The organism is Pseudomonas sp. SH10-3B, from assembly GCF_019891415.1.
Lineage (GTDB): Bacteria > Pseudomonadota > Gammaproteobacteria > Pseudomonadales > Pseudomonadaceae > Aquipseudomonas.
Genome location: NZ_JAFLXD010000008.1, coordinates 55,232 through 78,578, shown reverse-complemented (window position 1 = coordinate 78,578; position 23,347 = coordinate 55,232). Strand labels below are relative to the sequence as shown.

Here is a 23,347-nt window from a genome sequence, read left to right as displayed (position 1 = left end):
ACGATTATTGCGACAGGCGAATGACCTCGACCTGCGCCTTCGACGCGTTGCGATACGCCGTCACTTCCAGCTCGACCTTGTAGACCGTCGAGCCCAGGGGTGGACAGGTGACGGTGCTGGCCGGATCGACGCCGCGAAACTTTTCACCGATCAGGCCCATCACGGCCGGCACATCCTTGGGGTCCTGGATAAAGACCCGCGAACACACCACATCGGCCAGGCTCGCATCGACGACTTTCAGGGCCGACTCGATGTTGGCAAACACCTGGTGTGTCTGCTCCAGGACGTCTTCCGGGATCAGCTTGGTCTGCGGGTTGCGGCCAGCGGTGTTGGACACGTAGATCCAGTTGTCCACCACCACCAGGCGCGAATAGCTGGCCTGATCTTCGAACGGCGAACCGGTCTTGAGCTTGATGATTTTTGTCATGTCGAATACCTCGTCAGGTTGAAGGAAGGTGTGGCTCAGCGCAGCTCCGGGGTTTCCCACAGGTTCAGGGTCACGCCGATGCCTTGCTTGATAGCGTTGCGGTACACCACCGTGCCCCACGCCACGTCCTCGACGGGCATGCCACCCACCGACATGATGATGATTTCTTCATCGTTCCTGCGGCCAGGCGCGGCCCCGGCGATGATCTTGCCGATGTCCTCGACGTCTTCGAGCTGCATCTTGCCTTCGGCAATCATGTCCATGAAGCGCACGCCAATCACCGGCACATTGTGGTGCGCGGGCTTGGGCAATTCTTCGAACCAGGCCTGGTAGAGACCGGTGTTATCGAGCACCTTGCGTACGTCAAGCTGCTCCATTCCCGCGTCGAGCGAGCAAGACGCCGGCATCGCGAGGAAGGCACCTGGCTTGACCCACTCACGCCGCACAATTGGGTAGATCGAGGGGTCGCCCGTGGCGCCGGAGCTACAATAAGTAACAAGGTCCGAGTCGCGGACCACCGCTTCGAGAGTGTCGACCACTTCTATCGTGGTGATCTGCGGATAAGTCTGTTCGACCCACGCGATAAAGTTGTCGAGGCTCTGCTGGCCACGGCCCTTGATCTTCAGTGTGTCGATATGCGGGCACACCGCAATGAAGGCCGCCAGGGTGGTCTTGCCCATCACGCCAGGACCAAGCAGGCCGACGACTTTTGAGTCTTTGCGCGCCAGGTGGCGTGCACCCACGCCGGGAATCGCACCGGTGCGATACGCCGACAGCAGGTTGGCCGACATATGGGCCAACGGCGCGCCGGTGTCGGGGTCGTTCAGGGTGAACATCAGGATGGAACGCGGCAGGCCTTTTTCGCGGTTGGCGATATTGGAGCCGTACCATTTCACCCCGGCGGTGCAGAAACTGCCGCCCAGGTAGGCCGGCATGGCCATCATGCGCCGATCAGCCGTGGGTTTGGGCATGTTCGGAAACGGCGAATCCTGCGGAAAAATCACCATCGCGCCATGGGAATCGTTGTTCGGGCCGGCCATGCGATAGTCACCGGCGTACAGCAAACCGAACATCTCCTCCATGGTATTCACACAGGCCAGCATGTTGGTTACACCCGCGCGGATCATGTCCTGCTCGGAGAGGTAGATGAAGTCGATTTTTGTAGTTGTAGACATAGTTATTCTCGGGCTGAAGGTGATATCACTGCGATAGGCGCAGCTCCACGCTGTCGAGACCGAGTATCAGGCGGTGGGTATCGGCGGTATTGTAAATTTCGGACATGCCGCTCACGCCGACACGCGAATAGTTGGCGTGATTAATGCGTTAAATTTCCCGTAGCGCGGCCTTCCCTAGGTACAACCATGATCAAACCGAGCGTGCCGACTCCCCGGCACCACACAGCGAACGAACAGCCCTGGTTCGTGCTCAACTCTTCACGCTATTCGGTGATGCCTTGCGCGCACCCGGCGATCTCGCATTTCTATGCATTCGATGTGGCGCAATCGGCCAACCTGCTGGCCGTGCCGGACGGCTGCGTGGATATTTTGTTCGACTGTGATGCGACACGCCCCACGGCGCGAATCTGCGGCACTCCGCTGGTTGCCCAGGCCGTCGAGTTGCACCAGCACCACCACTACTTCGGCGTGCGCTTTGCACCGGGGGTCATTCCCGGCTTCGTCAATGTGCTTGCCGAGGAGTTGACCGAACGCGAACTCGACCTGCTGGAGGTTTCCGAGTTTGCCCAACGCATCTTCGAAAGCATTGTCCAGGCACCGCTGCTGGGCGATCAGATGCGGCTGTTCAACGACTACCTGACCCCGCGCCTGATGGGCAAGACGTCGAAACTCACCGCGATGATCATCCAGCAGGCGCTGCACCATCGCGGCGATATTCGCATCCAGCAACTCGAAGACCTCAGCGGCTACACCAGCCGTACCCTGCACCGCCAGTTCAACCAGGACACCGGCATGTCACCCAAGACGTTTTGCCGGATCATCCGCTGCCAGGCGGCTCTGGACACCCTTAACACCCAGCACGATGTATCGTTTTCGCAGTTGGCCCTCGACCTGGGCTTTTCCGATCAATCGCACTTCCTGCGCGATTTCAAGAAACTGGTCAGCACCACCCCCTGCGACTACCAACGCACAATGACCCAAAACGCCTACACCGACAGGATCAGCTACGCCTGATCACACTCTGCGCAAATAAATCCGCATCTCCATCGTTTCTCCATAAAACCTCCCATGAAAGCGCATGCTCGTGGTGCACAGTAGTCTTCGTCGCAACAGGCTAATTCGCCATACTGCGACGATCGAACAGCACGACCGAGCGGACCATGACCGAATCACACCGAGTATCGACACCCACGGACCTCGCGGACAAACGCCAGGCGTTGATATTGATCGCCGAAGACGAACCCGAAATCGCCGACATCCTCAGCGCCTATCTCAAGCGCAGTGGCTTCCAGACCGCCCATGCCCTGGATGGCCGCCGCGCCCTTGAACTGCATCAATCGCTCAAGCCTGATCTGGTGTTGCTGGATGTGCTGATGCCAAACCTGGACGGCTGGATGGTACTGGCCGAGATCCGGCACCGGGGCACCACCCCCGTGATCATGCTGACTGCCCAGGACCAGGACATGGACAAACTCATGGGCCTGCGCATCGGCGCCGACGACTACATCGTCAAACCGTTCAACCCGGCCGAAGTCGTCGCCAGGACCCAGGCGGTACTGCGACGCTCGCTCGATCACGGCTATGCCACCCGCCCCAGCGTACTGCGGGTGAACGCCTTTGAAATCGACATCGACAGCCATGAAGTCAGTGTGCAGATCGGGGCACAGAAGCACCCGCTCAACCTGACGGTAACCGAGTTCAGGTTGTTGGCCCAATTGGCCAAGGCCCCCAAGCGCGTATTCAGTCGCGCCGAATTGCTGGCCCTGTGTTCGCCCGAAAGCGACAGCCTGGAGCGCACAGTCGACAGCCATATCAGCAAGCTGCGACGCAAAATCGAAGATCTGGGCCTGCAGGGCGTACCGGCCAGTATCCGTGGCGTCGGCTACCGATTCGGGAGCACCCCATGAGGATCGCCAACAGTTTGAGCCGGCAGATCATTTTGTCGATGTCCGCCGTGGTGCTCTGTGTGATCGCACTGGCGGTGGTCGGTTCCTATGTGTTTTACGCGTTGCTCTGGATGTTCTGGCCGCCGTCGGATCTGGACGTGGACGAATGGCTGCCCACCGGCGTGGAGTGGGCATGGATGGCACTGATCACCTGCATCAGCCTGGCAGTGGGCGCCGTGGTCGCGATCAAACTGTCCCGACGCATTCTGATGCCCTTGAACTCGGTCGCAACCAGCCTGCGCCGCCTCGCCGACGGCGACCTCGATGCCCGGGCAACCGCCTCCAACCGCTCATTGGCGGAGGCCACCTTGTTAGTGGATGACTTCAACAGCATGGCCGATAGATTGAAACGCATGGCCGAGGAGCAATCCTTCTGGAACGCCGCCATTGCACACGAATTGCGCACCCCGCTGACCATCCTGCGTGGCCGCCTGCAAGGGTTGGCGGAAGGCGTGTTCACGCCGGACCAGGCGCAGTTCTACAGTCTGCTGAACCAAGTGGAAGGCCTGACGCGCCTGATCGAAGACCTGCGGGTAGTGGGCCTGGCGGACAATGGTTACCTCGAAGTGCATATCCAAAGTGCCGACCTGGCCGAGGAAATCGAGGCAGACGCCCGCCTGTTCGAACCGGGCCTGCTTGCCGCCGGGTTCGTGCTGCATCTGGATCTGCTCGAACGGCCTGTGCAGTGTGATCCCGCCAGGATCCGCCAAGCGTTGCTGGCCATGCTGGACAATCTGAGACGGCATGCCACCCCAGGCAATGTCACCGTGCGCCTGAGCAGCCAGGATGGCCTGAATACCTTGAGTGTCGCGGACGAGGGTCCGGGCATAGAAGAGGCCTTCGCAACGCACATCTTCGAACCGTTCCAGCGCGGCGAAAGTTCGCGCTCCCGTGCCCAGGGCGGCAGCGGCCTGGGGCTCGCCGTGGTGCGTGCGATCGCCCTGTCCCACCAGGGCAGCGTGACCTGCCGGAACCTGGACAACGGCGGCACCTTATTCGAATTGAGCTGGCCCGACCAACTGGTCGCCATCTAACCCCAACCGCCCCAGGTGAAGGCATGCGCCTCTCTATTTTCAGGGTCAATCGGTACCGCCACTTTGCCTTGCTCGACACACAGGGACGTTGTATCGCTTTCAAGAGCTGCGAAGGGATTCCAGAGAACGGCAAATGGGTGCAAGTCAACGAAGTCAACCTGGCCTGGCTGAACCGCGCGCTGCCTGCGCGCGCCATGGCCAAGTCAAACACCCGCCCCTTGTAGGTCAGCCTGGGATTGCTTGTATGTCTATTAACGATCGCGATCGAAACCGAATTGACGTGACGCTGCTTGAAGACTCGGTACGGCTCTACAGCGCCAAGCTCAGAAAACTGCAGCGGTTCTGGATTCCCCTGCAAAAACAGGCGCCCCGCCTGGTGTTGTCACTGTGGGTCCTGGGGGTGATCGCCTCGCTGTTCAGCCAGTCCTATTACCACTGGTTATTTACCGCGCCGGCCATTTGCCTGCTGATCATTCTCGAAATCGTCATCGAAGAAGTCCAGATCGACTTGTTATTGGTGACCGAGGAGACGCGCTATCTGCTCGACGTCACCCACGGTCTTTATACCGGGACCCTCAGTTCCCACCCCCGTACTCTGCGTAAGCCAGGTGGCCCATGCCCTCCGTCACACCTCCACTCCTGATCGAGCACAGCCGCAAGCTCGGGCAACAGTCCGCCAGCCAGACACTCAAGGCGATCGCCAAGGCCTATCCGGGCAAGTTGTTCGGCACCCTGTCGCTGGTCGCGTTGGAAAATGCCCTGCTGCTCGCCTACCCCTTGTTTGCGGGGTTTGCCGTAGACGCCATGCTCCGTGGCGATGCCGGCAACGCCCTGCTCTACGCCGCCGTGGTCCTGGGTTTCTGGGTGGTGGGCGCCGCCCGGCGCGCCCTGGACACCCGCACCTTTACGCGTATCTACGCCGACCTTGCAGTGCCGGTGATTCTTAACCAGCGCCTGCAACGACACAGCACCTCCAAGGCCGCCGCACGGGTGGTATTGGCACGGGAATTCGTCGATTTTTTCGAAAAACACGTGCCCACGATTGCCACGGCGCTGGTCTCGATCATCGGCGCGGCCGCCATGTTGTTGGCGATTGAACCCTGGGTCGGCCTGGCGTGCCTGCTGGCGCTGGGGCTCTGTCTCGTCGTGGTGCCTGGCTTTGCGCGGCGCAACCAGCGCTTGCATGAGCGCTTGAACAACCGTCTGGAAAAGGAAATCAGCCTGGTGGAAAGCGTCGGCGCGCACACCTTGCGTCGTCACTATCAGGTGCTGTCGCGCCTGCGTATCTGCCTATCGGACCGCGAGGCCATCGCCTTTCTCACCATCGGCATTCTGGCAGCCTTGCTGTTTGTGGTCGCCATCAGCCAACTGGCACTGGCGCCTGCGGTGAAGGCCGGCCATATCTATGCGGTGATGACTTACCTGTGGACGTTCGTCAGTTGCCTGGATGAAGCCCCCAGCGTGGTCGACCAATTGGCTCGGCTCAAGGACATCGGCAAACGCGTGGATCCGGGGTTGAACGAGGCGGCCTGATCCCTCGCCTATTCAGAGGTTCGCCCGTTGAGTTTCCGATGGAGACTCGCCAAACAACTCGCGGTAATGCGCGGCGAAGTGGCTCAGATGGAAAAAACCCATGGCCACCGCCACATCGCCGACGTTCTGGCTGCAGGCCGGGGTCGTGATCAACTGCCGGCGTACCGCGTTCAGGCGCAGGTTGCGCAGGTACTCGACCGGGCGCATGCCGGTCACCGCCTGGAAACTGTTCTGCAGGGTCCGTCTGCTGACCCGCAGGTGTTCGCACAGGTCGAGAATGCTCAGTGGCGTGTCACCGCTGGCGTCGATCAACTCCTGGCAACGCTTGACCAGGTAGGCACTCACGGCGAAGTTGCCACGCCGGCAACGCACTTCGTCGGTGGCGTTGCTGAACAGATCGAGAAAGGCGCCAAGCAGCTCGTCTTCAAGCATCTTTTCGGCGCAGGCACTGATAGGGTCCGTCTGTTGCAATAGGTGACGAAACAGCGGGTAGATACGCTGGCGTATCCGCAACAGTAACGCGTCATCCACGCAAATCTGGGAACGGGTGGTGACGCGCTTGAGTTGGTCGCTGGACAATTCGAAGGCGGCGAGTTTGGCAAAACGTACGGTGTCGACGTTAAGCGCGAAGAAATGCGTGCCTTCGGGCGCATGCAGTACAAACTCCTCGCCATCGCGCAACAGCACCACATTGTGCGCGCCCACCTGCTGCCCCTGTACCACCGGTGCACTGCCCAACGACATGGCCACGCACAGTCGTCCTTTAGGCGCAAAGCCACGCTGCACCACGCGCTTGTCCAGCACTTCCTGGAAGATCTGAAAGCGCTCGGCAGACAATTGGCGCAGCCCACTGGTCAGGCAGCCACGCCCCAGTTGGTCATACACTTGCCGCCAGCCCTGGATGGAGCCGGCGTGCAATTGAGGGTCATTGAAGGTTCGAACTTCAGCAAGCATGGTCGTCGTTCCTCGGGGGCCCCGTTGTCGTATCGGCCTGAAGGGGACTGGAGTCATCCTTGACGGCAGCTAGGGCTCACACTGCGGCAGTGTCCGCAGTGAAAAGCAAAGCCAGTTCCGTGCCAAACATCTGCAGGCGGTAGGTGCAGGGCTGGATATTCATCGGCGCCAACAGCGCGCCAGACAGCACCACCTGCCCGGCTTCCACCGGTTGACCATCGGCCAGCAGCCGGCGTATCAGCCAGCACAGATTGGCCAGCGGTGGATCTTCCCGGCCCAGGGTCTCCCCTTCGCCGCAGATCGCGCCTGCGCATTCCAGGCGGAACGCCACGTTGGCATGTTCAACAGGGTCGAAAACGGTTCTGGGCCCCAGGCAATACAAACCCGCCGCCGCGTTGTCGGCCAGAAAGGCCCCTACCCCGAAAGTCCACCCCTGCCAACGGCAGTCGGCGATTTCGAACGCGGGTGCCACTTCGGCAATTGCGGCCAGGATTTCTTCATCGCTGTAGTCACCTGGCGCCAGGCTGCGACCCAGCACAATCGCCACTTCGACTTCCAGCTTGGGCTGGATCAACCGCGAAAGCGCCACCGCCGTGTTCGACGGTACGCGCATCTGATCGGTCAGGCCGCCATACACCGGTTCGTCAATGCCGAAGCGCCGTTGCGCGGCGCTGCCAGCGAAGGCGATCTTCCAACCGCTGAACTGTTCGCCCGCCGCCAGGCGCGCATCCAGCGCTAGGCGTTGCAGTGCGTAGCCGCCGCGCAGGTCCAGCGCCTCGGGGGCCAGTGGCGCAATCGCTTGCACCGCACGCGTGGCCTGGTCTAACTGGCTTAATACGCCCGTATCGATGCTCATGACAGTTGCCCCGCTAACTTGCGTAATACCGCGTCAAGCCGCTCCGGCGTGGTGATGGCGGCAACAAACCGATCCGGACGCACCACGACGATGCAATCGCGCACCCTGGAGAACCATTCACCGAGGCGGTTATCCACATCTTCCACGCTGATGGCGTCCGTGGCCGTCAATGGCTGGTTGCGGACCGGACCACTGCGCGAACGATTGACCTGGATAAAGCGCGTGTCCCAGCGAGCCCAGAACGTTGCCATTTCTGCGCTCAGTTGCTCACGCGGATTGACCCGGTAACCCAGCACCGCATAGGAGTTGCCCAGCACGTCATCCAGACGCCGGCGTTGCCCCTGGGCGTCTTCGATATACGGCTGCACAAACAGCTGGCCGACCAGGTCGTCTTCGCGCAGTTCGGCACGCTCGTGATAGACCAGCCCTTTGGTGATGGTCGCCTTGGGTTTGAACTTGAACTCCAGCAGGTGCGAGCGCAGGTTATCGACGCTGTTCACCGCCTGGAACAACCAGTCGCGCACGCCGGCCATCAATGGGTTGGTCAGCCCCAAGACCGTGCCCATATTGTCGGCCAGGGCCACCAGTTCGGTGGCGTGCCCGCGACGTTCCTGGTCGTAGCTGGCGAGGATCCCATGGGACGCGCGCCCCTGGATAATCGCCGCGAGTTTCCAGGCCACGTTGGCCACGTCGCGCAGCCCGGAATTAAGGCCCTGCCCGGCCCAGGGTGGCGATATATGCGCAGCATCGCCGACCAGTGCCACTCGCCCCTGGACAAACCGCGCCGCCACCCGTGAATGGTGGGTGTAGGCGCGGATACGGATGATATTCAACGCATCCACCGCATCGCCGATATGCCCACGGATGAGGTCGCGGATGGTGCTCTCTTCGCACATCTTCGCCTCATCTTCGCCCTCCATCAGCATGAATTCCCAGCGTCGCTGCTGGTAGGGCAAGTAGATGCACACGAACGGCCGCTGCGGATCGGCATGCAGTGCGGTATACGGCGCATCAAGGGTGTCATTGGCGACATCCACCACCACCCATTTGCGCGCATGGGTCAGCCCCAGCAGTTCGACACCCAACTTTTTGCGTACGGTGGAGCGCCCGCCATCGGCGCCGATCACGTAATCGGCACGCAGCTGATAGACCTCGCCCTGGGCATCGCGCACCTGCAAGGTCACCCCCTCTCCGTCCTGCTCCAGCTCCAGCATTTCATGGCCCTGGCGCAGCACTACACTGCTGCGCTGCCCCAGGGTTTCGCGCAGCGTGCCTTCGAGCAGCTGCTGCATGAAGATGTTGCGCATGGGCCAGCCGTAATGCGCGGTACTGGGCTTGACCTCGGCAAAACACACACCACGGGCGTTGTAATAGCGCAGCGGCACGTCGCAGATCATGTCGCGCACGGCCAGTTCGGCAATGCCGATAGCCTGCAGCACGCGCAACGCTTCATCGTCCATGCCCACCGCACGCGGGTACGGCAGTATGCAGTCGGCAAGCTCAAGGACGACGCAGTCGATACCGTACATCCCCATATAGTGCGCGGCCGTGATCCCATTGGGCCCGCCCCCGACAATGACAACCTGGGTCTTCTCCTGCTTCATCGCTATTCACCGCTTTCTTGTTGTGGTTTTAAACCGGCGTTGCCAAGGCCGCACGCCTGCAATCAGTGCAGTCCATCAATACCTTTGATGTCTTCGGCCAGCAGGCCACCCAGCCGTGCATGCAAGCGGCCACGGGTGGCGAAGGCCCAGATCACGATCACTTCATCCGGCGCGGGGCCGTCGCCGAACATCAGCGACATGCTGTCGTAGTGGGAACGCACGTAGAGCGCATCCTTGTGTGCCAGCGGTACGTCGATGGTCGAACCCGGTCCGCCGCGCTTGCCGGTAGACGGCACCCACGACTTGCCACCCCCCAGCGCGACGCGAATCGGATCGGCGGCCGGGTTGGTCAGGAACGCGTTGCCGTGCTCGTATTCGCCCGCGCTGCCGACCAGGATCGCCTTACCATAGCTGACGATCTCATGGGCACCGGCCAGTGCCTGTATGCGCCGGCCGAACTCTTCGCCCAACAGCGGCGATGGATCGACCAGTTCGGCAAGCGACTCGCTGTAGCGACCGGCATAGGGGTTGGCGATCACGGCGGCAATCGCGTACTTGAACAGCGGCTCGCCATCGGCCAGTTGGCCGGTTTCGTTGGCCAGGGTTTCTTCGACGAAGCTGTACCATTTGCGGATGTGATACGTAGCAAAGTTCGCGGTTTTCATCAGCATTGCCTCAAAGTGGGTCGAGTGGATCGAGGTTGAAATGTCGGCTCGGCGCGCCGGCAGCCTTGAAACGGGCCTTGCCGCGCGCATCGTCGTGTTCGGTTTCGAGAAAGAATTCCATGCGATTGCCGTCAGGGTCGTTGAAGTACACGCCATGACCGATCTCGTGATCGGTGATCTTCACCACCTCGACGCCTTTGCCCAGCAACATGCCGTAAAGCTGGCGCAAGGTGGTCATGTCCCCGGCGATTTCCAGGCCGTAATGTTGCAGCCCCAGGCCACCTTGATGGGCGCCGGGATCGGCACGAATCAAGGCGATGTCGTGGTGCTTGCCGCCAAACGCCATCATGACCCAGCTCTCGCCTCGGGCACTTTCGTGCATGCCCAGGATGTCGGCGTACCAGCGCGCCGACACGTCAGGGTCACTGACCCAGAGCGATAGGTGAGTCCGCAGGATCTCGATCTTCATGGCGGTATACCTCAGTGCTTTTTGACGATGGATTGATGCCCGGACTTGATCTGCGCAACCGCAGGCGTCCACAGCACATCAGCGATCTCGCTGAATTCCCGCCAATGTTTCTGCCAGCCGTCACCGCCATTGTCGGAGGTGAACAAATGCCCGTACTTGGTGCCCGCCACGATCTGTCGCGGGTTGGCCGGGTTGAAGGCAATCGCCCAGACGCAGGAGTTGGGCTGTTGTGGCAGCGGCAGCACGTTCCAACTGAGTGCGGCATCACGGGATATCAGAATCTTGCTGGTGGTGCCGGGCGTACCATCGGAAATACTCAGGTACAGCTCGTTTTGCGTGCCCAACGGCGCGTTCATGGCGCGTATGTAGTACAGGCCGAAGGCTTCGCGACCAATGATGCCGGTCCAGGTCAGTCCCTCGTCCAGACTGCGGTACACCGCATTGACGCAGACCACCACGATGACTTTCTCGCCGTGATTGGGCAGTACCAGGATGTTGTGGACGTCCGAGTTGTAGTCCCACAGCAGTCGGTCATCGACGCGGGTCCAACTGTCGCCACCGTCACGGGAATGGAACAACCCGCCCTCCTCCAGGCCGAACCACAGCTGGTTGCGGTCGGTGGGGTCATAGGCGAAGGCCAGCAGGCGTGGACGACTGACACCATCGCAGAACTCGGGGATCTCCACCGGGGCGCGATCCCAGCTCAGGCCGCCGTCCAGGGTGCGCCACAACACGGCACGCGAAGGCGCGCCGGTGCCGACGAAAATGCGTTGTGCATCCTGCGGGTCAACCGCAACTTTCCACACGGTTTGCCCGTTGAAAGGCGAATCGATGCGCTGCCAATGCCCACCGGTATCGTGGCTCACACACAAGCCCACATCGGTACCGGCATAGATCCGCTCGGGCGTGTCGGGGTGCAGGCTCAAGGATCGGGTGATCGCATCGAACTCCAGGTCCTGCCCCAGGCCCAGGCGATGCCAGGTCTTGCCATCGTCGGCGCTGCGGATCACCGCTTGCCCGACGGTGGCGACCAAAAGGGTTCCATTACTCATCTGTGATACTCCTCAGATATAGATGCCACGGGTCAAACCGCCGTCGATGCCGATGGATTCACCGGTCACCGCAGCCGCTTTCGGCGACGCCAGGAAGCCAATCAGCCAGCCCATTTCAATCGGTGCGAGGGTGCGGCGAATCGGCGTCGCGTCGATGTAGGCCTGTTCGACCTGCTCGGCAGTCTTGCCCTGCTTGACTGCTTCGCGCTCGTACAGCTCCTGGATATGCGGGGTATCGACGACGCCGGGGTGAATCAGGTTGACCGTGATACCCGACGGGCCAAGCTGGTCGGACAGGGTCTTGGTCATGTGCGCGATGGCCAGGTTGCGCATGCCCGAGAGCACTTTGCTGCTGCGCCCGGTGAGGCCGCCGATGTTGATGATGCGACCGAAGCCGCCCGCCTTCATGTGTGGGGTCACCGCCTTGGCGCAACGGAAGTAGCCGATCACCTTGGTGTTGAGGTCCGACAGCAGCTCATCATCCCCGGCGTGTTCGATGTCATTGCGCACCACACCCGATGGCGCCGCAGCACCGTTGACCAGAATGTCGATACGGCCGAAATGCTTGTGAGCCGCCTCGACCATCTCCGACACAGCCTTCATGTCATTGGTGTCACAGAACAGCGGCAGCACTTCATTGCCGGTCTGTGCGGTGATCTCTTCGGCCGCCAGCTGCAGGAACGCCATGCGCCGTGCGCAGATCACCACCTTGCAGCCTTCCTCGGAGAGAAAACGTGCGACTTCCTTGCCGATGCCCATACCGCCACCGGTGACAATGGCCACGCGGCCTTTCAATTCCAGATCCATAGCAATTACCTCTTGTGATTATTCAGTTCAGGCCAGATCGACAAACACACTCTTGGTCTCGGTGTAGGCATCGATCACGTTCTTGCCCATTTCCCGGCCCCAGCCGGATTGTTTGTAGCCACCGAACGGTGAAGAGGGATCGACCACGTTCCAGCAGTTGATCCATACCGAGCCGGCCTTGAGCTGTGCGGCCACGCGATGCGCCGAGCGCAGGTCGCGGGTCCAAAGGCCCGCGGCGAGGCCATACGGCGAATCGTTGGCGCGCAGCACCAGGTCGTCGATTTCTGTCCAGCTCATGACGGTCAGTACCGGGCCGAAGATTTCTTCGCGAGCTACACAGGCGCGCTCGGCACGGTCGAGGAACACGCTCGGTTGAATGAAATGCCCATGCTCCAGGTGTTCGGGACGGCCGCCGCCGCAGATCAGTTCGGCGCCCTCCTCCTGGCCCCGCTGCAGGTAACCCTTGACGGTGTTCAACTGCCGCGCGGAGACCAACGGCCCCATGCTGTTGGCCGGGTCCAGGCCGTTACCCAGCACATAGGCGGCGGCATGGCGCTGCAATTCTTCGAGCACCTGGTCGAGCACACTGGCGTGTACATACAGGCGTGAACCCGCCGTGCACACCTGCCCTTGGTTGTAGAAAATCCCATCGGCGGCCCCCTTGGCGGCGCGCACAATGTCGGCGTCTGGAAGAATGATGTTCGGCGACTTGCCGCCCAGTTCCAGCGAGACCTTTTTCATGTTGCGAGTGGCCGCCTGGGCGATCAGCCGCCCGACCTGGGTCGAGCCGGTAAAGGCGATCTTGTCCACGTCGGGGTGCTGTGCCAGCGGTGCGCCGGTGTCGGCGCCCAGGCCGGTGATCAGGTTGACCACGCCGGCGGGAAAGCCTGCCGCCTCGATCAGTTGCACCAGGCGGATCGCGATCAGCGGCGTCTGCTCGGCGGGCTTGAGCACCGCCACGCAACCGGTGGCCAACGCCGGGCCCAGCTTCCACACGCACATGGTCAACGGGAAGTTCCACGGCACGATCAGCGCGCAGACCCCCACCGGTTCGCGCAACGTGTAGTTGAGCATCGGCGCGCCGCTGGCCGGCGATACGGGCAGCGTGCTGCCTTCGATTTTGGTGGGCCAGCCGGCGAAGTAGCGGATGATATTCGCCGCGCTGGCCGCTTCACCGCGTGCGTTGGCGATAGGCTTGCCGTTCTCCAGGGTGATCAGTTGCGCCAGTTCCTCACGGTGCTGATCCAACAGATCGGCCAGGCGAAACAGCAACAGGCCACGCTGCGCCGGTGACTGCAAGGCCCACGTGCCGGTAAAGGCTGCGCGGGCGGCTGCAACGGCCGCATTCACATCGCGCTCATCGCCTTGGGCGACTTCGGTCAGGGTCTGTTCAGTGGCCGGGTTTTCCACCGCAAAGCGCCGACCGCTGGCGGCGTCCTGCCAGGTACCGCCGATGAACAGGCGACCGGGCTGCGCCAGGAACGCCCGGACGGCAGGTAATAATTCGGGCTGATGCATAGTCGACTCCTTCACAGCGCCATTTCGATCAGGCAAGGACCACGGTCGGCCTTGGCATTGGCCAGCGCCCGTTGCAGTTCGGCATTGGTCTGTACCGTGCAGGCCGGGACCCCGTAGCCTTTGGCCAGGGCCTTCCAGTCAATACGCGGGCTGTCGAGCACGGTCAGGCGCAGGGCTTGCGGGTCCATTTCGGTCATGCCGAAACGGCGCAGCTCGTTCTGCAAAATCGCGTAGCGATGGTTGGCGGCAATCAGGATCACCACCGGCAACTGCTCGCGGGCGATGCTCCATAGGGTTTGAATGGTGTACTGGGCACTGCCGTCCGATTGCAGGCAGAACACGCTATTGCCGCGCTCCGCTAAGGCGGCACCGAACCCCACCGGAATCCCCTGGCCAATCGCGCCACCGGTATTGGTCAATACCCGATGCCGCGCGGCGCGGGCGGAAGCGGTAAAGAACGGATAGCCGCAGGTGCCGCCCTCGACCGAGACAATGCTGTCGTGGGGCAGTGATGCGGCCAGCACTTGGCCGATGGATTGTGGCGTCAGCTCGGCATGGCCGGGCGGCAGTTCGATACCCTCCGGGGTCGGCACATAGGCCGGTGCATTCAGGGCATCGGCCAACGCCGTCAGCGCGCCGGCAACATCGTCACCGACTTCGGCCAACGTCAGCAGGCGCTCACGTTCGGCGAGGCGCGACGGGATGCCTTCGTAGCCAAAGTAGCTGATGGGCTCGGGCACGCCTGCACAAATGACCAGGTCGTACTGCTCAAGAATTTCAATCGCCACTTCCGGGAAATACGGCAGGCGATCCAGGTCCGGCAAACCACCACCACGGTAGCTCAGGCGCGGAAAGGTCTCGGCAAACAGGCGCACGCCGGGCAGTTGTGCCAGGCGCCCCGCCGCTTCCAGGCCGGCGACCGACAAGCCCTCATCGCCGACGATAAACACCAGCCGCTGGCCGTCCCGCAGTGCCTGCGCCACGGTTTCGATCCGGTCACCGGCAAACCGACGAACCGGAGCGCGCAGTGGTGCGAACACACCGTTGTGCGTCACCGCGTGGGCTTGCAGGTCCATGGGCAGAATCAAACTGGCGATCTGGCCTTTGGCCTGCCATGCCGCACGCACCGCTTCCTGCAAATCCTCACCGATACCCGCCGCCGTGCGCGAAGTGCGCACCCAGCCAGAGACGGTGCCGGCCAGGGCCTGGATGTCGCTGGCCAAGGGCGGATCGTAGTTGACATGCCAGGAGGCGTGATCGCCGATGACGTTGACGATCGGCGTATTGGCCCGACGCGCGTTATGCAGGTTGGCGATGCCATTGGCAAAGCCTGGGCCCAAGTGGGTCAGGGTCATTGCCGGCTTGCCGGCGATCCGGCCATAGCCGTCCGCAGCGCCCGTGCACACCCCTTCGAACAGCGACAACACCGGCTTGAGAGCAGGTGCGCTGGCCATGGCGGCCACCAGAGGAATCTCGGTGGTCCCGGGGTTGGCGAAGCAGTACTCGATCCCGCTTGCCGCTGCCGCATTCACTATCAGTTGCGCACCATTCATTTTCAGCCCTCTTGCTTGAGCATTCGCAGTGATGAGATTTATCACATACAAAATCGCAACCAACAAGCATTTTGTTAATTATTTTCTCACTTAATGAGATTTACGCGATATTTATAGGCTCAAGATCCATCCCGAGATTGCGTTTTTCTCTCACTGCGGTAGTGTGGCGCCAGCGCTTGGGCGACCTGATCCTGGCGGGTACGCAACCAACGCCCTTCCCTTTCTTTTAGGAACACAATGAGCAGCCTGAGCAAATTGCTGAGCATCCTGGACCTGTTCGGTCCACAGACGCTGAAGATCGAACCCGACACCATTGCCGAGCGCATGGGTCTGTCACGGGCGACCGTGTACCGCTACGTCAAGGACTTGTGTGACGCCGGCATGCTCTCCCGCGTGGACGCCGGCAGCTATGGCCTGGGGCCGCGCGTGATCGAGCTGGACTGGATGATGCGTCAGTACGATCCGATCCTGATCGCCGGCCGCGAGCTGATGCACGAGCTGTCCGCGCAAACCGGCCTGGCGGTGTTTGCCAGCGTGTTTTACGACGGGCGCATCATCAACACATACATCGCCGAACCCACCGACACCTATCACTTTGCGTTCGGGCGCGGGCAGCCGTTGCCGTTTTTTCGCGGGGCGCAATCGAAAGTCCTGATCGCTTTCCAGAAAGGTCGGCGCCTGCAACGCTTGTTCGACGAGCACATGGCCAACGACCCGGACAGCCCGTATGACTGGGCCGGTTTCTCCAAAGCCGCGAAAAAAATCCGCAAGGACGGCTACTGCCTGACCCACGACGAACTCAACCTGGGCCTGACCGGTATCGCTGCACCGATCATCCAGGCCGACCTCGACGAGGTGGTCGGCAGCCTGTCCGCCGTCGGCAGCAGCCAGAGCTTCAAGCTGCTGCGCCAGGAAACCGTGATCGAAATGGTCATGGATACCACCCGGCGCATTGCCGAAAACATGCGCAACCCGCCGAGCAGCATCACGCCCTAGCCCATCGCGCTCAGAACGGCACGGCCACCGACAATTGGCTGTACAGGTTGGTGCCATTGCCACCCACTTGATTGCCGCCGGTGGTCGAGTCCTGCCTGGGTTTGTACAGCCCCACCAGCGGCGTGATGATCAAGTGCGGGTTGACCGCCCATTCGGCGTACACATCCAGCTCGCGGCCATCGAGGTTCAACGCATTGCTTTTACGCACGGTGGCGTAATCGAAATACAGCGCGCCCAGGCTCAGGTTTTCCAATGGGGTTGCCTTCAACCCGACATGGTGGATGCGGGTATTGGTGTTGAACGGCCCGGCGTAGTTGCCGGCCACTTCGCCCTGGAACCAGGTGCCATAGCCCGTGCTCAAGCCGGTGAACAGCGCGTCCCAGTTCTGCGAATAGCGGGTGTAGCGATACGTCACCTTGGGAGCCCAGGCGGTATCGGCGAAGGTGTAGCCCGCCTCGCCGTACCAGGCTTTTTCAGGCCCCGCATCCTTGTCCTGCCAGGCGTACTCGAACGCCAGGCTGACGTTCTTGATGCCCGCATCGCCTTCACCGCGCACGCTATAGATGTTCATGCCCTTGCGCTGGCGTTGAAAATCGCTGGCCCATTGATCATTCACGTCCAGGCCATGGACCCAGGTCAAGCCGAGCGTCCCCGGTTGGGCGGTGTAATCCAGGGTACCGGCGGCCAACTCGGTCTCGGCCTGGATGCGGTTGTCGGACTTGAGCCACAACACGCTGCCATGCAGGCCGTCCTGGCCCCCCAGGCGCAGCACGGCGGTCTGATCGAACGCGTGCCGGGCCGCCAGGTAGTAGGCGCCCCCACGGTTCAAGGTGCCATCGGCCGGGCCCTTGCCGGGATTCAGACCGTCATCGTTGATCAGGAACCCTCGGCCGACCTTGACCACCTGGCGTCCGCCGGAAATATCCACGCCGTCTTTACCGAGCACAGGAAACAGGTCACCGGAACGCCAGCCCAGGTAGGCGTCTTCGATCTTCGTCGTACGCTCGGTGCCGAGGCTGTTGCCGCCCGGATCGCCATCGCCCCACGAGGCGGAGCTGACCAGGGCGAAAGCCCCGTATGCGCTGCCATTGCCCCCCAACGTCTGGTTGCCACTCAAACCGTATTTGATAAAGCCTTCACGCCAACTGGAGCCACCTGGCGTGCCATCGTAATTCTTGCGGCTGTTGAACAGACCGAACACCGCCGTCATGTCGGCGTTGAGATGACGACTCTCATCGCTGTACAGCTCATAAGCGTGCACCTGACTGATAGTGCCGAGCGCCAGGGTGCACACAAGCGTGCAACCGAATACGGGATGACGTGATAGATAACGCATGGTTCAAACTCCTTCTTCGACAGCCTGCTTGCGTACAAACAGCAGTTGCTGACCCGTGAACTCCAATAGCCCTTCAAGACCGAACTCGACACCAAACCCCGACATCTTGCTGCCGCCAAACGGCGTGTTCGGCTGGATCTGTGCGTGGCAATTGACCCACGCCACACCACTCTCCAAGCGACTGGCCAAGGCCTGGGCCTGCTCGACATCCGGCCCCCAGACCGAGCCGCCGAGCCCCATGTCTCCGGCATTGGCGCGCGTCAGGACATCCTCGACATCCCGGTAGGCAATCAACGGCAACACCGGGCCGAACTGTTCTTCGTCGACCAGGCGATGGCCGTCGGTCACGTCTGCAACCAGCGTCGGCGGATAGAAATAGCCCGGATGGTCCAGGCGCGCACCGCCACATAACACCCGCGCACCCTGTGCCCGTGCGTCGTCGACCAATGCCTCCACCAGTTCCAGTTGCTCAAGGTTCTGCACGGGCCCGAAGGTCACACCGGCGTCGAGGCCATCACCCACCACCTGGCGCGCTGCAATCTGCGTCAGCGCGTCAGCAAAAGCCTGGTACTGCGATTCGTGGATATACAGGCGTTTGAGCGCAGCACAGGTCTGGCCCATGTTGAGGAAGGCCGCCTGGAAGATCTCCTCGGCCACGGCCTCCACGGCGGTCCCCGGCAATACGATGGCGGCGTCGTTACCACCAAGTTCCAGGGTCAGGCGCTTGAGGTTGCTGGCGGCGCCGCGCATTACGCTTTGCCCGGTGGCGGTGGAGCCGGTGAAGACGATCTTCTGGATCCCCGGGTGCGAGGTGATCGCACTGCCGAAGCCTCGCTCGCCGGTCACGCAATTGATCACACCGCGAGGTACGTGCCGGCCAATGATCGCCACCAGGCCCAAGGTACTCAGCGGTGTCAGGCTCGACGGTTTGCTGATCACACAGTTGCCCGCACGCAGCGCCGGCATGATGTGCCAGACGGCAATCATGAACGGCCAGTTCCAGGGGGTGATCGACGCCACGACGCCCAACGGTTTGCGGTGCAGCTCAATGCGCTGGGTGGGAGTTTCTTCCACCAGTTCCACCGCAATGTCCTGCCCGGCCGCGTAGCGCGTCCAGGCGGCGGCGCCCATGACCTCGGAAAACGCCAGCTCCAGCGGCTTGCCTTGCTCCAGCACAATCAGGCGCGCCAGTGACTCGGCCTCTTGCTCGATATCTGCCGCAATCGCCATCAAACGCTCGCAACGGTCAGGGTGGCTACTGTGGCGCCAGCTTTTGAACGCCGCCTGCGCGGCACTGACGGCCTGGTCAAGTTGCTCCAGTGAACCGGCCGGGCATTGGGCGAATGCCGTACCGGTGGCCGGGTTGATCACATCAAACTGGCCTTCGTCGCCGGCCACCTGAACCCCATCGATAAGCATCTTGTAGTTATGCATTTGAAACCTTCCTTTCACACGCTGACGCGCCATGCCGAGCAACGGCAGGCTGCGATTGTCTGGTTAGTCGAGCTATGAAAACGCGGGGGCCTTAAAGCTTGTGGCTGCCCAAGGCCAGGAAGCGTTGCGGCGAGCTGTTGCGCAGTCGCGCGGCGAGCACGATGCCGATGATCAAGGCCGCCGGAATAATCGCGCAGAGGCTGTAGGACAGCAGTTGGCTGGCACCGGTCAGCACATCGAAATGCACCACCGCCAACACCAGCACCATCACCAGCGCCAGGCTCGAAATACCGGGCAGGATCCGTCCACGCAACAGCCCGACCTTAAGCTCGGGATGGCGATGAAAGTAGACGCACACCGACACTGAGGTCAGCGCCATCAACAGGATCACGCACAGCGTGGCCAGGTTGGACAGCCAGGCAAACAGTTGCAGGATCGGATCGGCATCCATCGCAGCAAATATCAGCACCACGACCGCAGCGATCAAACTCTGCAACGCCGAGCCCATATGCGGGCTCTGGTGCACGCGATGGGTGGTGCCCAGCAGGCTGTGCAACAGACCGTCGCGCCCGATGGCGTAGAAGTAACGCGCGGCGGCGTTGTGAAAGGCCAACAGCCCGGCATAGATACTGACCATGAACAGCACGCGGATAATCTGGGTCAGTTGCGGGCCGACAAAGTGGTCGGACATGCCATAGATAAACGTCGTTGGGTCCTGCAAGGACTGCAGCAGCGGCACGATCTTGTCCGACCCCACCCCCACCACCATCGACCACACCGACAGTGCGTAGAAACCACCGATCAGCAACACCGAACAGTAGGTGGCAATCGGAATACTGCGCTTGGGGTTCTTGGCCTCTTCACCGTAGATGGTCGTGGCCTCGAAGCCGATAAAGGCGGCGAAACAGAACAGCAAGCCGATTGACGGCGTGCCACTGAACACATGGCTGCTGCTGAACGAGTCAAGGTTGATGCCGCTGTCGCCGCCGGACTTGAGAATGGCGAAGTCCAGGACCAGGATCGCCAGGTACTCGGCGATCACCACCACCGACAGCACCCGCGCCGACAGGTCAATCTTGCGATAGCCCAGGATCGCGATGCTTGCCATCGCCATCAACGAGTACGACCACCACGGCAGCACCAGGCCGAAGGCGGTTTCCATGGTGCCACTGACCACACCACCAAACATCCCGTACAACCCGACCTGCAGGATGTTATAGGCAAACATCGCCAGCACCCCGGCGGCACCGCCCGCCAGGCCACCCAGGCCACGGGACGTGAACGCGTAAAAGCCACCGGCATTGGTCACGTGGCGCGACATGGTGGTGTAACCCACCGAGAACGCCAGCAGCACCAGCAAGGCGAGAATCAGCAAAGCCGGGGTGCCGGCCCCGTTGCCCAGCATGATGCCGATGGGGAAGCCGCCGGCGATCACACTCAGCGGGCTCGCCGCCGATATCACGAAGAAGATAATGAAGCCCACACCCAGGGCGCCACGCTTGAGCTCCGTGGAGCTGTTGACCGGGATAGATACACTCATGTTGTTGACCTTATTGTATGAGGCAGTCGCTTTAGGGGTGGTCCGACCACACAGCATCGGCACCGGTTAGCGTTTTGTTTTAGTTGCGCGCTGAATTTGATCCTATGCCCGCCCCTGAACCGCTCGCTATCCCAAATCGGTAGCATCCGAAGCCCCGCCCCAAAACAGGTCGAGGTAACACGCTCACTCCCCGCGCAGTTGCCGATTTGGGATAGCCGCCTGGCCTGTCATGCCTGCAACCTAGCATCAGCCGTGCTATGCCCGGATGCCGGCCACCAGAATAAGAATGAGGGCTCGCCCCCCAGCCCATCATCGCGACGCCCACTTGTAGGAAGCCTCAACCATGCAGCCAGCTCACCTCACCATTCAATGGCGTATTACCCTGCTGAGCGGACTCTGCCTGCTGGCAGTGGTGGCGGCTCTGATTGGTGCCAGCGCGTATCAGAATCAAGCCAGTGCAAAGCTGCTTAAAGAGCAGAGCAGCGAGTTGCTCGGACAGGCTGCGCTGGAGCGCTTGCAGGCCCAGGCCGTGGCGCATGGCCAACAGGTGGAGCGTTTTTTCACTGAAACCGCGCTGTATGGCGAAGGGTTTGCGCAACAGGTTCTGCAACTGCGCGAGCAAACGCTCAACGGTCGCCTGACGGTCGCGCAATTGCGCGAAGCGCTGATCAGCAACGCCCGTGAAACCCTGAAACAACGCGAAAAAGTCCTCGGCCTGTACGTCATCATGCTGCCGGACGCGCTGGGCGGCACTGACGCCGATTGGCGCGACCAACGCGCGGTGGCGGGCAATGAAACCGGGCGCTTTGCGCTGTATTGGTCACAGAGTCAACCGGGGCAACTGGTGCAGGAGGTACTGAGCGAGGCACAAATCGCCGCAAACACCGCGCCCCCCGGCAGCGAACCGGGGAACGCCTGGTACGCCTGCCCTCAGGCGCAACGCCAGGTGTGTGTGGTCGAACCGTACACCATCGAAGTGGAAGGCCAGAAAGCCCTGATGAGCAGCATTTCCATCCCCCTGATCGTCAACGGCAAAGTGCTCGGCGTGGTGGGTATGGACATCAGCCTCGACACCTTGCAAAAGCTGGCGGCCAACCTCGGCCAGGACCTCTACCAGGGCGACAGCCAGGTCACCATCCTGTCGGCCACGGGCCAAGTGGCGGGACGCAGCGGCGCTGTCTCGGGGGACACACTGGATATCCGCCAGCCCTTACAGACGGCGGCGGGCACGCCGGCCTGGCAACTGCAGATCAAGGTTCCACAGACGCGGGTGCAGGCGCCAGCCCGGCAGATGCAAAGCGAACTCGACGACAAAAGTCGTGAGTCCAACTGGCTCAACCTCGGCCTGGGTATCCTGGCCAGCAGCCTGGGTATGCTGCTGATCTGGCTGGCCGCTTACGGCGTGACGCGCCCGCTGCTGAAGATGGCCGAATTGCTCGATGCGATTGTCGAAGGCGACGGTGACCTCACCCAGCGCCTGCCTACCGGGCGACGCGACGAACTGGGCCACTTGGCCGATGGCTTCAACCGTTTCCTCGACAAGTTGCAGCCGATTATTCGCGCGATCCAGGCCGCGTCCCTGGACACCCGCAACAGTGCCGACACCTCATCGGGCATTGCCCGTGAAGTCAGCGCCGGCATGCAGCGCCAGTACCGCGAAGTGGAGCTGGCAGCGACCGCGTTGCACGAAATGAGCGCCAGCGCCCAGGAAGTCGCGCGTCACTCCCACAGCGCCGCCGACGCCGCGACGGCCGCCGAAAACGCCAGCCGTTCAGGCCAGGCAGTGTTCTCGGCCGCCGAGCGCAGCATCGAGGCCCTTGATCAACGCCTGGAAACCACCCTGCAGCAAGTCAATGCCCTGGCCGATAGCAGCGCCCAGATCGGTCAGGTCCTTGACGTGATCAGCGCCATTGCGCAGCAGACCAACCTGCTGGCGCTGAATGCGGCCATCGAAGCGGCGCGGGCCGGCGAACAGGGGCGCGGCTTTGCGGTGGTGGCCGATGAAGTCAGGCACCTGGCGAGCAACACCCAGAGTTCGGTCGAACAGGTGCGCACGGTGATCGAGACGCTGCAACAGCTGAGCCAGGCGGTGGTGCACAGCACCCAATTGAGTCGCGAGCAAGCCGGCGGCAGCGTGCTCCAGGTGCAACAGACCCGCGTGGCGCTGGGGCATATTTCCCAGGCCGTGGAGGTGATCGAACAAATGAATCAGCAGATCGCCAGTGCGGCCCTTGAGCAGAGCAGTGTGGTGGACGATATCAGCCATCGGGTCAGCGACATCCGGGGCATCAGCGAAACACTCGCCGGGCGCATGAACGAAGCGTCGAAGGCCAGTGACGCACTGCATCAAATGTCCAATCACCAACAGCAACTGGTCGGGCATTTCCGCGTGTAAAACGTATGCCGTCGTGACTCGGTTACAGTGGCCGCCTTTCAACTCTCCTACAT

At 61.8% G+C, this 23,347-nt stretch carries 22 protein-coding genes; 8 read left to right on the top strand and 14 right to left on the bottom strand.

Annotation, left to right across the window (positions count from 1 at the left end):
- Positions 1-4 precede the first annotated feature (4 nt).
- Together J1G35_RS08755 and J1G35_RS08750 are read right to left on the bottom strand one after the other, a co-directional pair.
- A complete protein-coding gene (locus J1G35_RS08755) occupies positions 5-427 on the bottom strand; it encodes a RidA family protein (protein WP_012724249.1) in 423 nt (140 codons plus the stop codon).
- A 35-nt stretch (positions 428-462) separates the two neighbouring features.
- Positions 463-1,602, bottom strand: coding sequence for a tyramine oxidase subunit B (locus J1G35_RS08750; protein ID WP_223014645.1), 1,140 nt, complete (start codon positions 1,600-1,602; stop codon positions 463-465).
- Positions 1,603-1,788: 186 nt separating this feature from the next.
- Between J1G35_RS08750 and J1G35_RS08745 the strand changes: the two genes are divergently transcribed.
- The 6 genes from J1G35_RS08745 (at position 1,789) to J1G35_RS08720 (ending at position 6,115) form a co-directional block, all read left to right on the top strand.
- Positions 1,789-2,616 (top strand): AraC family transcriptional regulator, encoded by an 828-nt coding sequence (locus J1G35_RS08745; RefSeq protein WP_065950670.1) that lies wholly within the window; start codon positions 1,789-1,791, stop codon positions 2,614-2,616.
- 146 nt (positions 2,617-2,762) lie between these two features.
- On the top strand, positions 2,763-3,509 hold the full coding sequence (locus tag J1G35_RS08740; RefSeq protein ID WP_223014644.1) for a response regulator: 747 nt from the start codon (positions 2,763-2,765) through the stop codon (positions 3,507-3,509).
- Positions 3,506-4,582: an ATP-binding protein gene (locus J1G35_RS08735; protein ID WP_053129928.1), complete on the top strand. Its 1,077-nt coding sequence runs from the start codon at positions 3,506-3,508 to the stop codon at positions 4,580-4,582. Before J1G35_RS08740 ends, J1G35_RS08735 begins: the two co-directional genes overlap by 4 nt.
- A 23-nt stretch (positions 4,583-4,605) precedes the next feature.
- Positions 4,606-4,806, top strand: a complete 201-nt coding sequence (locus J1G35_RS08730; RefSeq protein ID WP_012724254.1) for a hypothetical protein — start codon at positions 4,606-4,608, stop codon at positions 4,804-4,806.
- Positions 4,807-4,826: 20 nt separating this feature from the next.
- Positions 4,827-5,225 (top strand): hypothetical protein, encoded by a 399-nt coding sequence (locus J1G35_RS08725; RefSeq protein ID WP_223014642.1) that lies wholly within the window; start codon positions 4,827-4,829, stop codon positions 5,223-5,225.
- Positions 5,198-6,115, top strand: a complete 918-nt coding sequence (locus tag J1G35_RS08720) for an ABC transporter six-transmembrane domain-containing protein (RefSeq protein ID WP_223014640.1) — start codon at positions 5,198-5,200, stop codon at positions 6,113-6,115. The genes J1G35_RS08725 and J1G35_RS08720 overlap by 28 nt, the downstream gene beginning before the upstream one ends.
- A 12-nt stretch (positions 6,116-6,127) precedes the next feature.
- Here J1G35_RS08720 and J1G35_RS08715 read toward each other — a convergent pair whose 3' ends face one another.
- From J1G35_RS08715 to J1G35_RS08675, 9 genes are all read right to left on the bottom strand, one after another.
- Complete coding sequence (locus tag J1G35_RS08715; RefSeq protein WP_053129938.1) at positions 6,128-7,069, bottom strand: helix-turn-helix domain-containing protein; 942 nt, start codon at positions 7,067-7,069, stop codon at positions 6,128-6,130.
- Between the two features lie 76 nt (positions 7,070-7,145).
- Positions 7,146-7,925, bottom strand: coding sequence for a 2-keto-4-pentenoate hydratase (locus tag J1G35_RS08710; protein WP_223014638.1), 780 nt, complete (start codon positions 7,923-7,925; stop codon positions 7,146-7,148).
- Entirely contained in the window at positions 7,922-9,529 is a 1,608-nt protein-coding gene (locus J1G35_RS08705) for a bifunctional 3-(3-hydroxy-phenyl)propionate/3-hydroxycinnamic acid hydroxylase (RefSeq protein ID WP_223014636.1), read from the bottom strand. Before J1G35_RS08705 ends, J1G35_RS08710 begins: the two co-directional genes overlap by 4 nt.
- Before the next feature lie 62 nt (positions 9,530-9,591).
- Complete coding sequence (locus J1G35_RS08700; protein ID WP_043206254.1) at positions 9,592-10,194, bottom strand: amino acid synthesis family protein; 603 nt, start codon at positions 10,192-10,194, stop codon at positions 9,592-9,594.
- A gap of 10 nt (positions 10,195-10,204) precedes the next feature.
- The gene (locus tag J1G35_RS08695; RefSeq protein WP_012724261.1) at positions 10,205-10,663 is read right to left on the bottom strand and encodes a VOC family protein; all 459 of its coding nucleotides are present in this window, start codon (positions 10,661-10,663) and stop codon (positions 10,205-10,207) included.
- Positions 10,664-10,674: 11 nt separating this feature from the next.
- Entirely contained in the window at positions 10,675-11,715 is a 1,041-nt protein-coding gene (locus J1G35_RS08690) for a YCF48-related protein (RefSeq protein WP_223014634.1), read from the bottom strand.
- Positions 11,716-11,727: 12 nt separating this feature from the next.
- On the bottom strand, positions 11,728-12,522 hold the full coding sequence (locus tag J1G35_RS08685; RefSeq protein ID WP_053129953.1) for an SDR family oxidoreductase: 795 nt from the start codon (positions 12,520-12,522) through the stop codon (positions 11,728-11,730).
- Between the two features lie 27 nt (positions 12,523-12,549).
- Positions 12,550-14,040: an aldehyde dehydrogenase family protein gene (locus tag J1G35_RS08680; protein WP_223014632.1), complete on the bottom strand. Its 1,491-nt coding sequence runs from the start codon at positions 14,038-14,040 to the stop codon at positions 12,550-12,552.
- A gap of 11 nt (positions 14,041-14,051) precedes the next feature.
- Positions 14,052-15,593: an acetolactate synthase large subunit gene (locus tag J1G35_RS08675; protein WP_223014630.1), complete on the bottom strand. Its 1,542-nt coding sequence runs from the start codon at positions 15,591-15,593 to the stop codon at positions 14,052-14,054.
- A 237-nt stretch (positions 15,594-15,830) separates the two neighbouring features.
- Here J1G35_RS08675 and J1G35_RS08670 point away from each other — a divergent pair, with 237 nt between their 5' ends.
- Positions 15,831-16,589 carry an IclR family transcriptional regulator gene (locus J1G35_RS08670; protein WP_223014628.1) on the top strand — a complete coding sequence of 253 codons (759 nt, stop codon included), beginning with the start codon at positions 15,831-15,833 and terminating at the stop codon, positions 16,587-16,589.
- A 10-nt stretch (positions 16,590-16,599) separates the two neighbouring features.
- Here the strand turns inward: J1G35_RS08670 and J1G35_RS08665 are convergent, their stop codons facing one another.
- The 3 genes from J1G35_RS08665 to J1G35_RS08655 form a co-directional block, all read right to left on the bottom strand.
- Positions 16,600-17,925, bottom strand: a complete 1,326-nt coding sequence (locus tag J1G35_RS08665; RefSeq protein ID WP_223014626.1) for an alginate export family protein — start codon at positions 17,923-17,925, stop codon at positions 16,600-16,602.
- 3 nt (positions 17,926-17,928) lie between these two features.
- On the bottom strand, positions 17,929-19,359 hold the full coding sequence (locus J1G35_RS08660; protein WP_223014624.1) for an aldehyde dehydrogenase family protein: 1,431 nt from the start codon (positions 19,357-19,359) through the stop codon (positions 17,929-17,931).
- Between the two features lie 91 nt (positions 19,360-19,450).
- A complete protein-coding gene (locus J1G35_RS08655; RefSeq protein ID WP_223014622.1) occupies positions 19,451-20,899 on the bottom strand; it encodes an APC family permease in 1,449 nt (482 codons plus the stop codon).
- 343 nt (positions 20,900-21,242) lie between these two features.
- On the opposite strand from J1G35_RS08655, the gene J1G35_RS08650 reads away from it, so the two are divergent.
- Positions 21,243-23,294, top strand: coding sequence for a methyl-accepting chemotaxis protein (locus J1G35_RS08650; RefSeq protein ID WP_223014620.1), 2,052 nt, complete (start codon positions 21,243-21,245; stop codon positions 23,292-23,294).
- The last annotated feature ends 53 nt before the right edge of the window (positions 23,295-23,347 follow it).

Excerpts from the sequence above, each read along its gene's own strand:
- J1G35_RS08660 (WP_223014624.1), bottom strand. The coding sequence starts at position 19,359 with ATGCATAACTACAAGATGCTTATCGATGGGGTTCAGGTGGCCGGCGAC.
- J1G35_RS08755 (WP_012724249.1), bottom strand. The coding sequence starts at position 427 with ATGACAAAAATCATCAAGCTCAAGACCGGTTCGCCGTTCGAAGATCAG.
- J1G35_RS08690 (WP_223014634.1), bottom strand. The coding sequence starts at position 11,715 with ATGAGTAATGGAACCCTTTTGGTCGCCACCGTCGGGCAAGCGGTGATC.
- J1G35_RS08735 (WP_053129928.1), top strand. The coding sequence starts at position 3,506 with ATGAGGATCGCCAACAGTTTGAGCCGGCAGATCATTTTGTCGATGTCC.
- J1G35_RS08670 (WP_223014628.1), top strand. The coding sequence starts at position 15,831 with ATGAGCAGCCTGAGCAAATTGCTGAGCATCCTGGACCTGTTCGGTCCA.
- J1G35_RS08680 (WP_223014632.1), bottom strand. The coding sequence starts at position 14,040 with ATGCATCAGCCCGAATTATTACCTGCCGTCCGGGCGTTCCTGGCGCAG.
- J1G35_RS08725 (WP_223014642.1), top strand. The coding sequence starts at position 4,827 with ATGTCTATTAACGATCGCGATCGAAACCGAATTGACGTGACGCTGCTT.
- J1G35_RS08705 (WP_223014636.1), bottom strand. The coding sequence starts at position 9,529 with ATGAAGCAGGAGAAGACCCAGGTTGTCATTGTCGGGGGCGGGCCCAAT.
- J1G35_RS08655 (WP_223014622.1), bottom strand. The coding sequence starts at position 20,899 with ATGAGTGTATCTATCCCGGTCAACAGCTCCACGGAGCTCAAGCGTGGC.
- J1G35_RS08700 (WP_043206254.1), bottom strand. The coding sequence starts at position 10,194 with ATGAAAACCGCGAACTTTGCTACGTATCACATCCGCAAATGGTACAGC.
- J1G35_RS08740 (WP_223014644.1), top strand. The coding sequence starts at position 2,763 with ATGACCGAATCACACCGAGTATCGACACCCACGGACCTCGCGGACAAA.
- J1G35_RS08730 (WP_012724254.1), top strand. The coding sequence starts at position 4,606 with ATGCGCCTCTCTATTTTCAGGGTCAATCGGTACCGCCACTTTGCCTTG.
- J1G35_RS08720 (WP_223014640.1), top strand. The coding sequence starts at position 5,198 with ATGCCCTCCGTCACACCTCCACTCCTGATCGAGCACAGCCGCAAGCTC.
- J1G35_RS08710 (WP_223014638.1), bottom strand. The coding sequence starts at position 7,925 with ATGAGCATCGATACGGGCGTATTAAGCCAGTTAGACCAGGCCACGCGT.
- J1G35_RS08685 (WP_053129953.1), bottom strand. The coding sequence starts at position 12,522 with ATGGATCTGGAATTGAAAGGCCGCGTGGCCATTGTCACCGGTGGCGGT.
- J1G35_RS08750 (WP_223014645.1), bottom strand. The coding sequence starts at position 1,602 with ATGTCTACAACTACAAAAATCGACTTCATCTACCTCTCCGAGCAGGAC.
- J1G35_RS08650 (WP_223014620.1), top strand. The coding sequence starts at position 21,243 with ATGCAGCCAGCTCACCTCACCATTCAATGGCGTATTACCCTGCTGAGC.
- J1G35_RS08675 (WP_223014630.1), bottom strand. The coding sequence starts at position 15,593 with ATGAATGGTGCGCAACTGATAGTGAATGCGGCAGCGGCAAGCGGGATC.
- J1G35_RS08665 (WP_223014626.1), bottom strand. The coding sequence starts at position 17,925 with ATGCGTTATCTATCACGTCATCCCGTATTCGGTTGCACGCTTGTGTGC.
- J1G35_RS08695 (WP_012724261.1), bottom strand. The coding sequence starts at position 10,663 with ATGAAGATCGAGATCCTGCGGACTCACCTATCGCTCTGGGTCAGTGAC.
- J1G35_RS08745 (WP_065950670.1), top strand. The coding sequence starts at position 1,789 with ATGATCAAACCGAGCGTGCCGACTCCCCGGCACCACACAGCGAACGAA.
- J1G35_RS08715 (WP_053129938.1), bottom strand. The coding sequence starts at position 7,069 with ATGCTTGCTGAAGTTCGAACCTTCAATGACCCTCAATTGCACGCCGGC.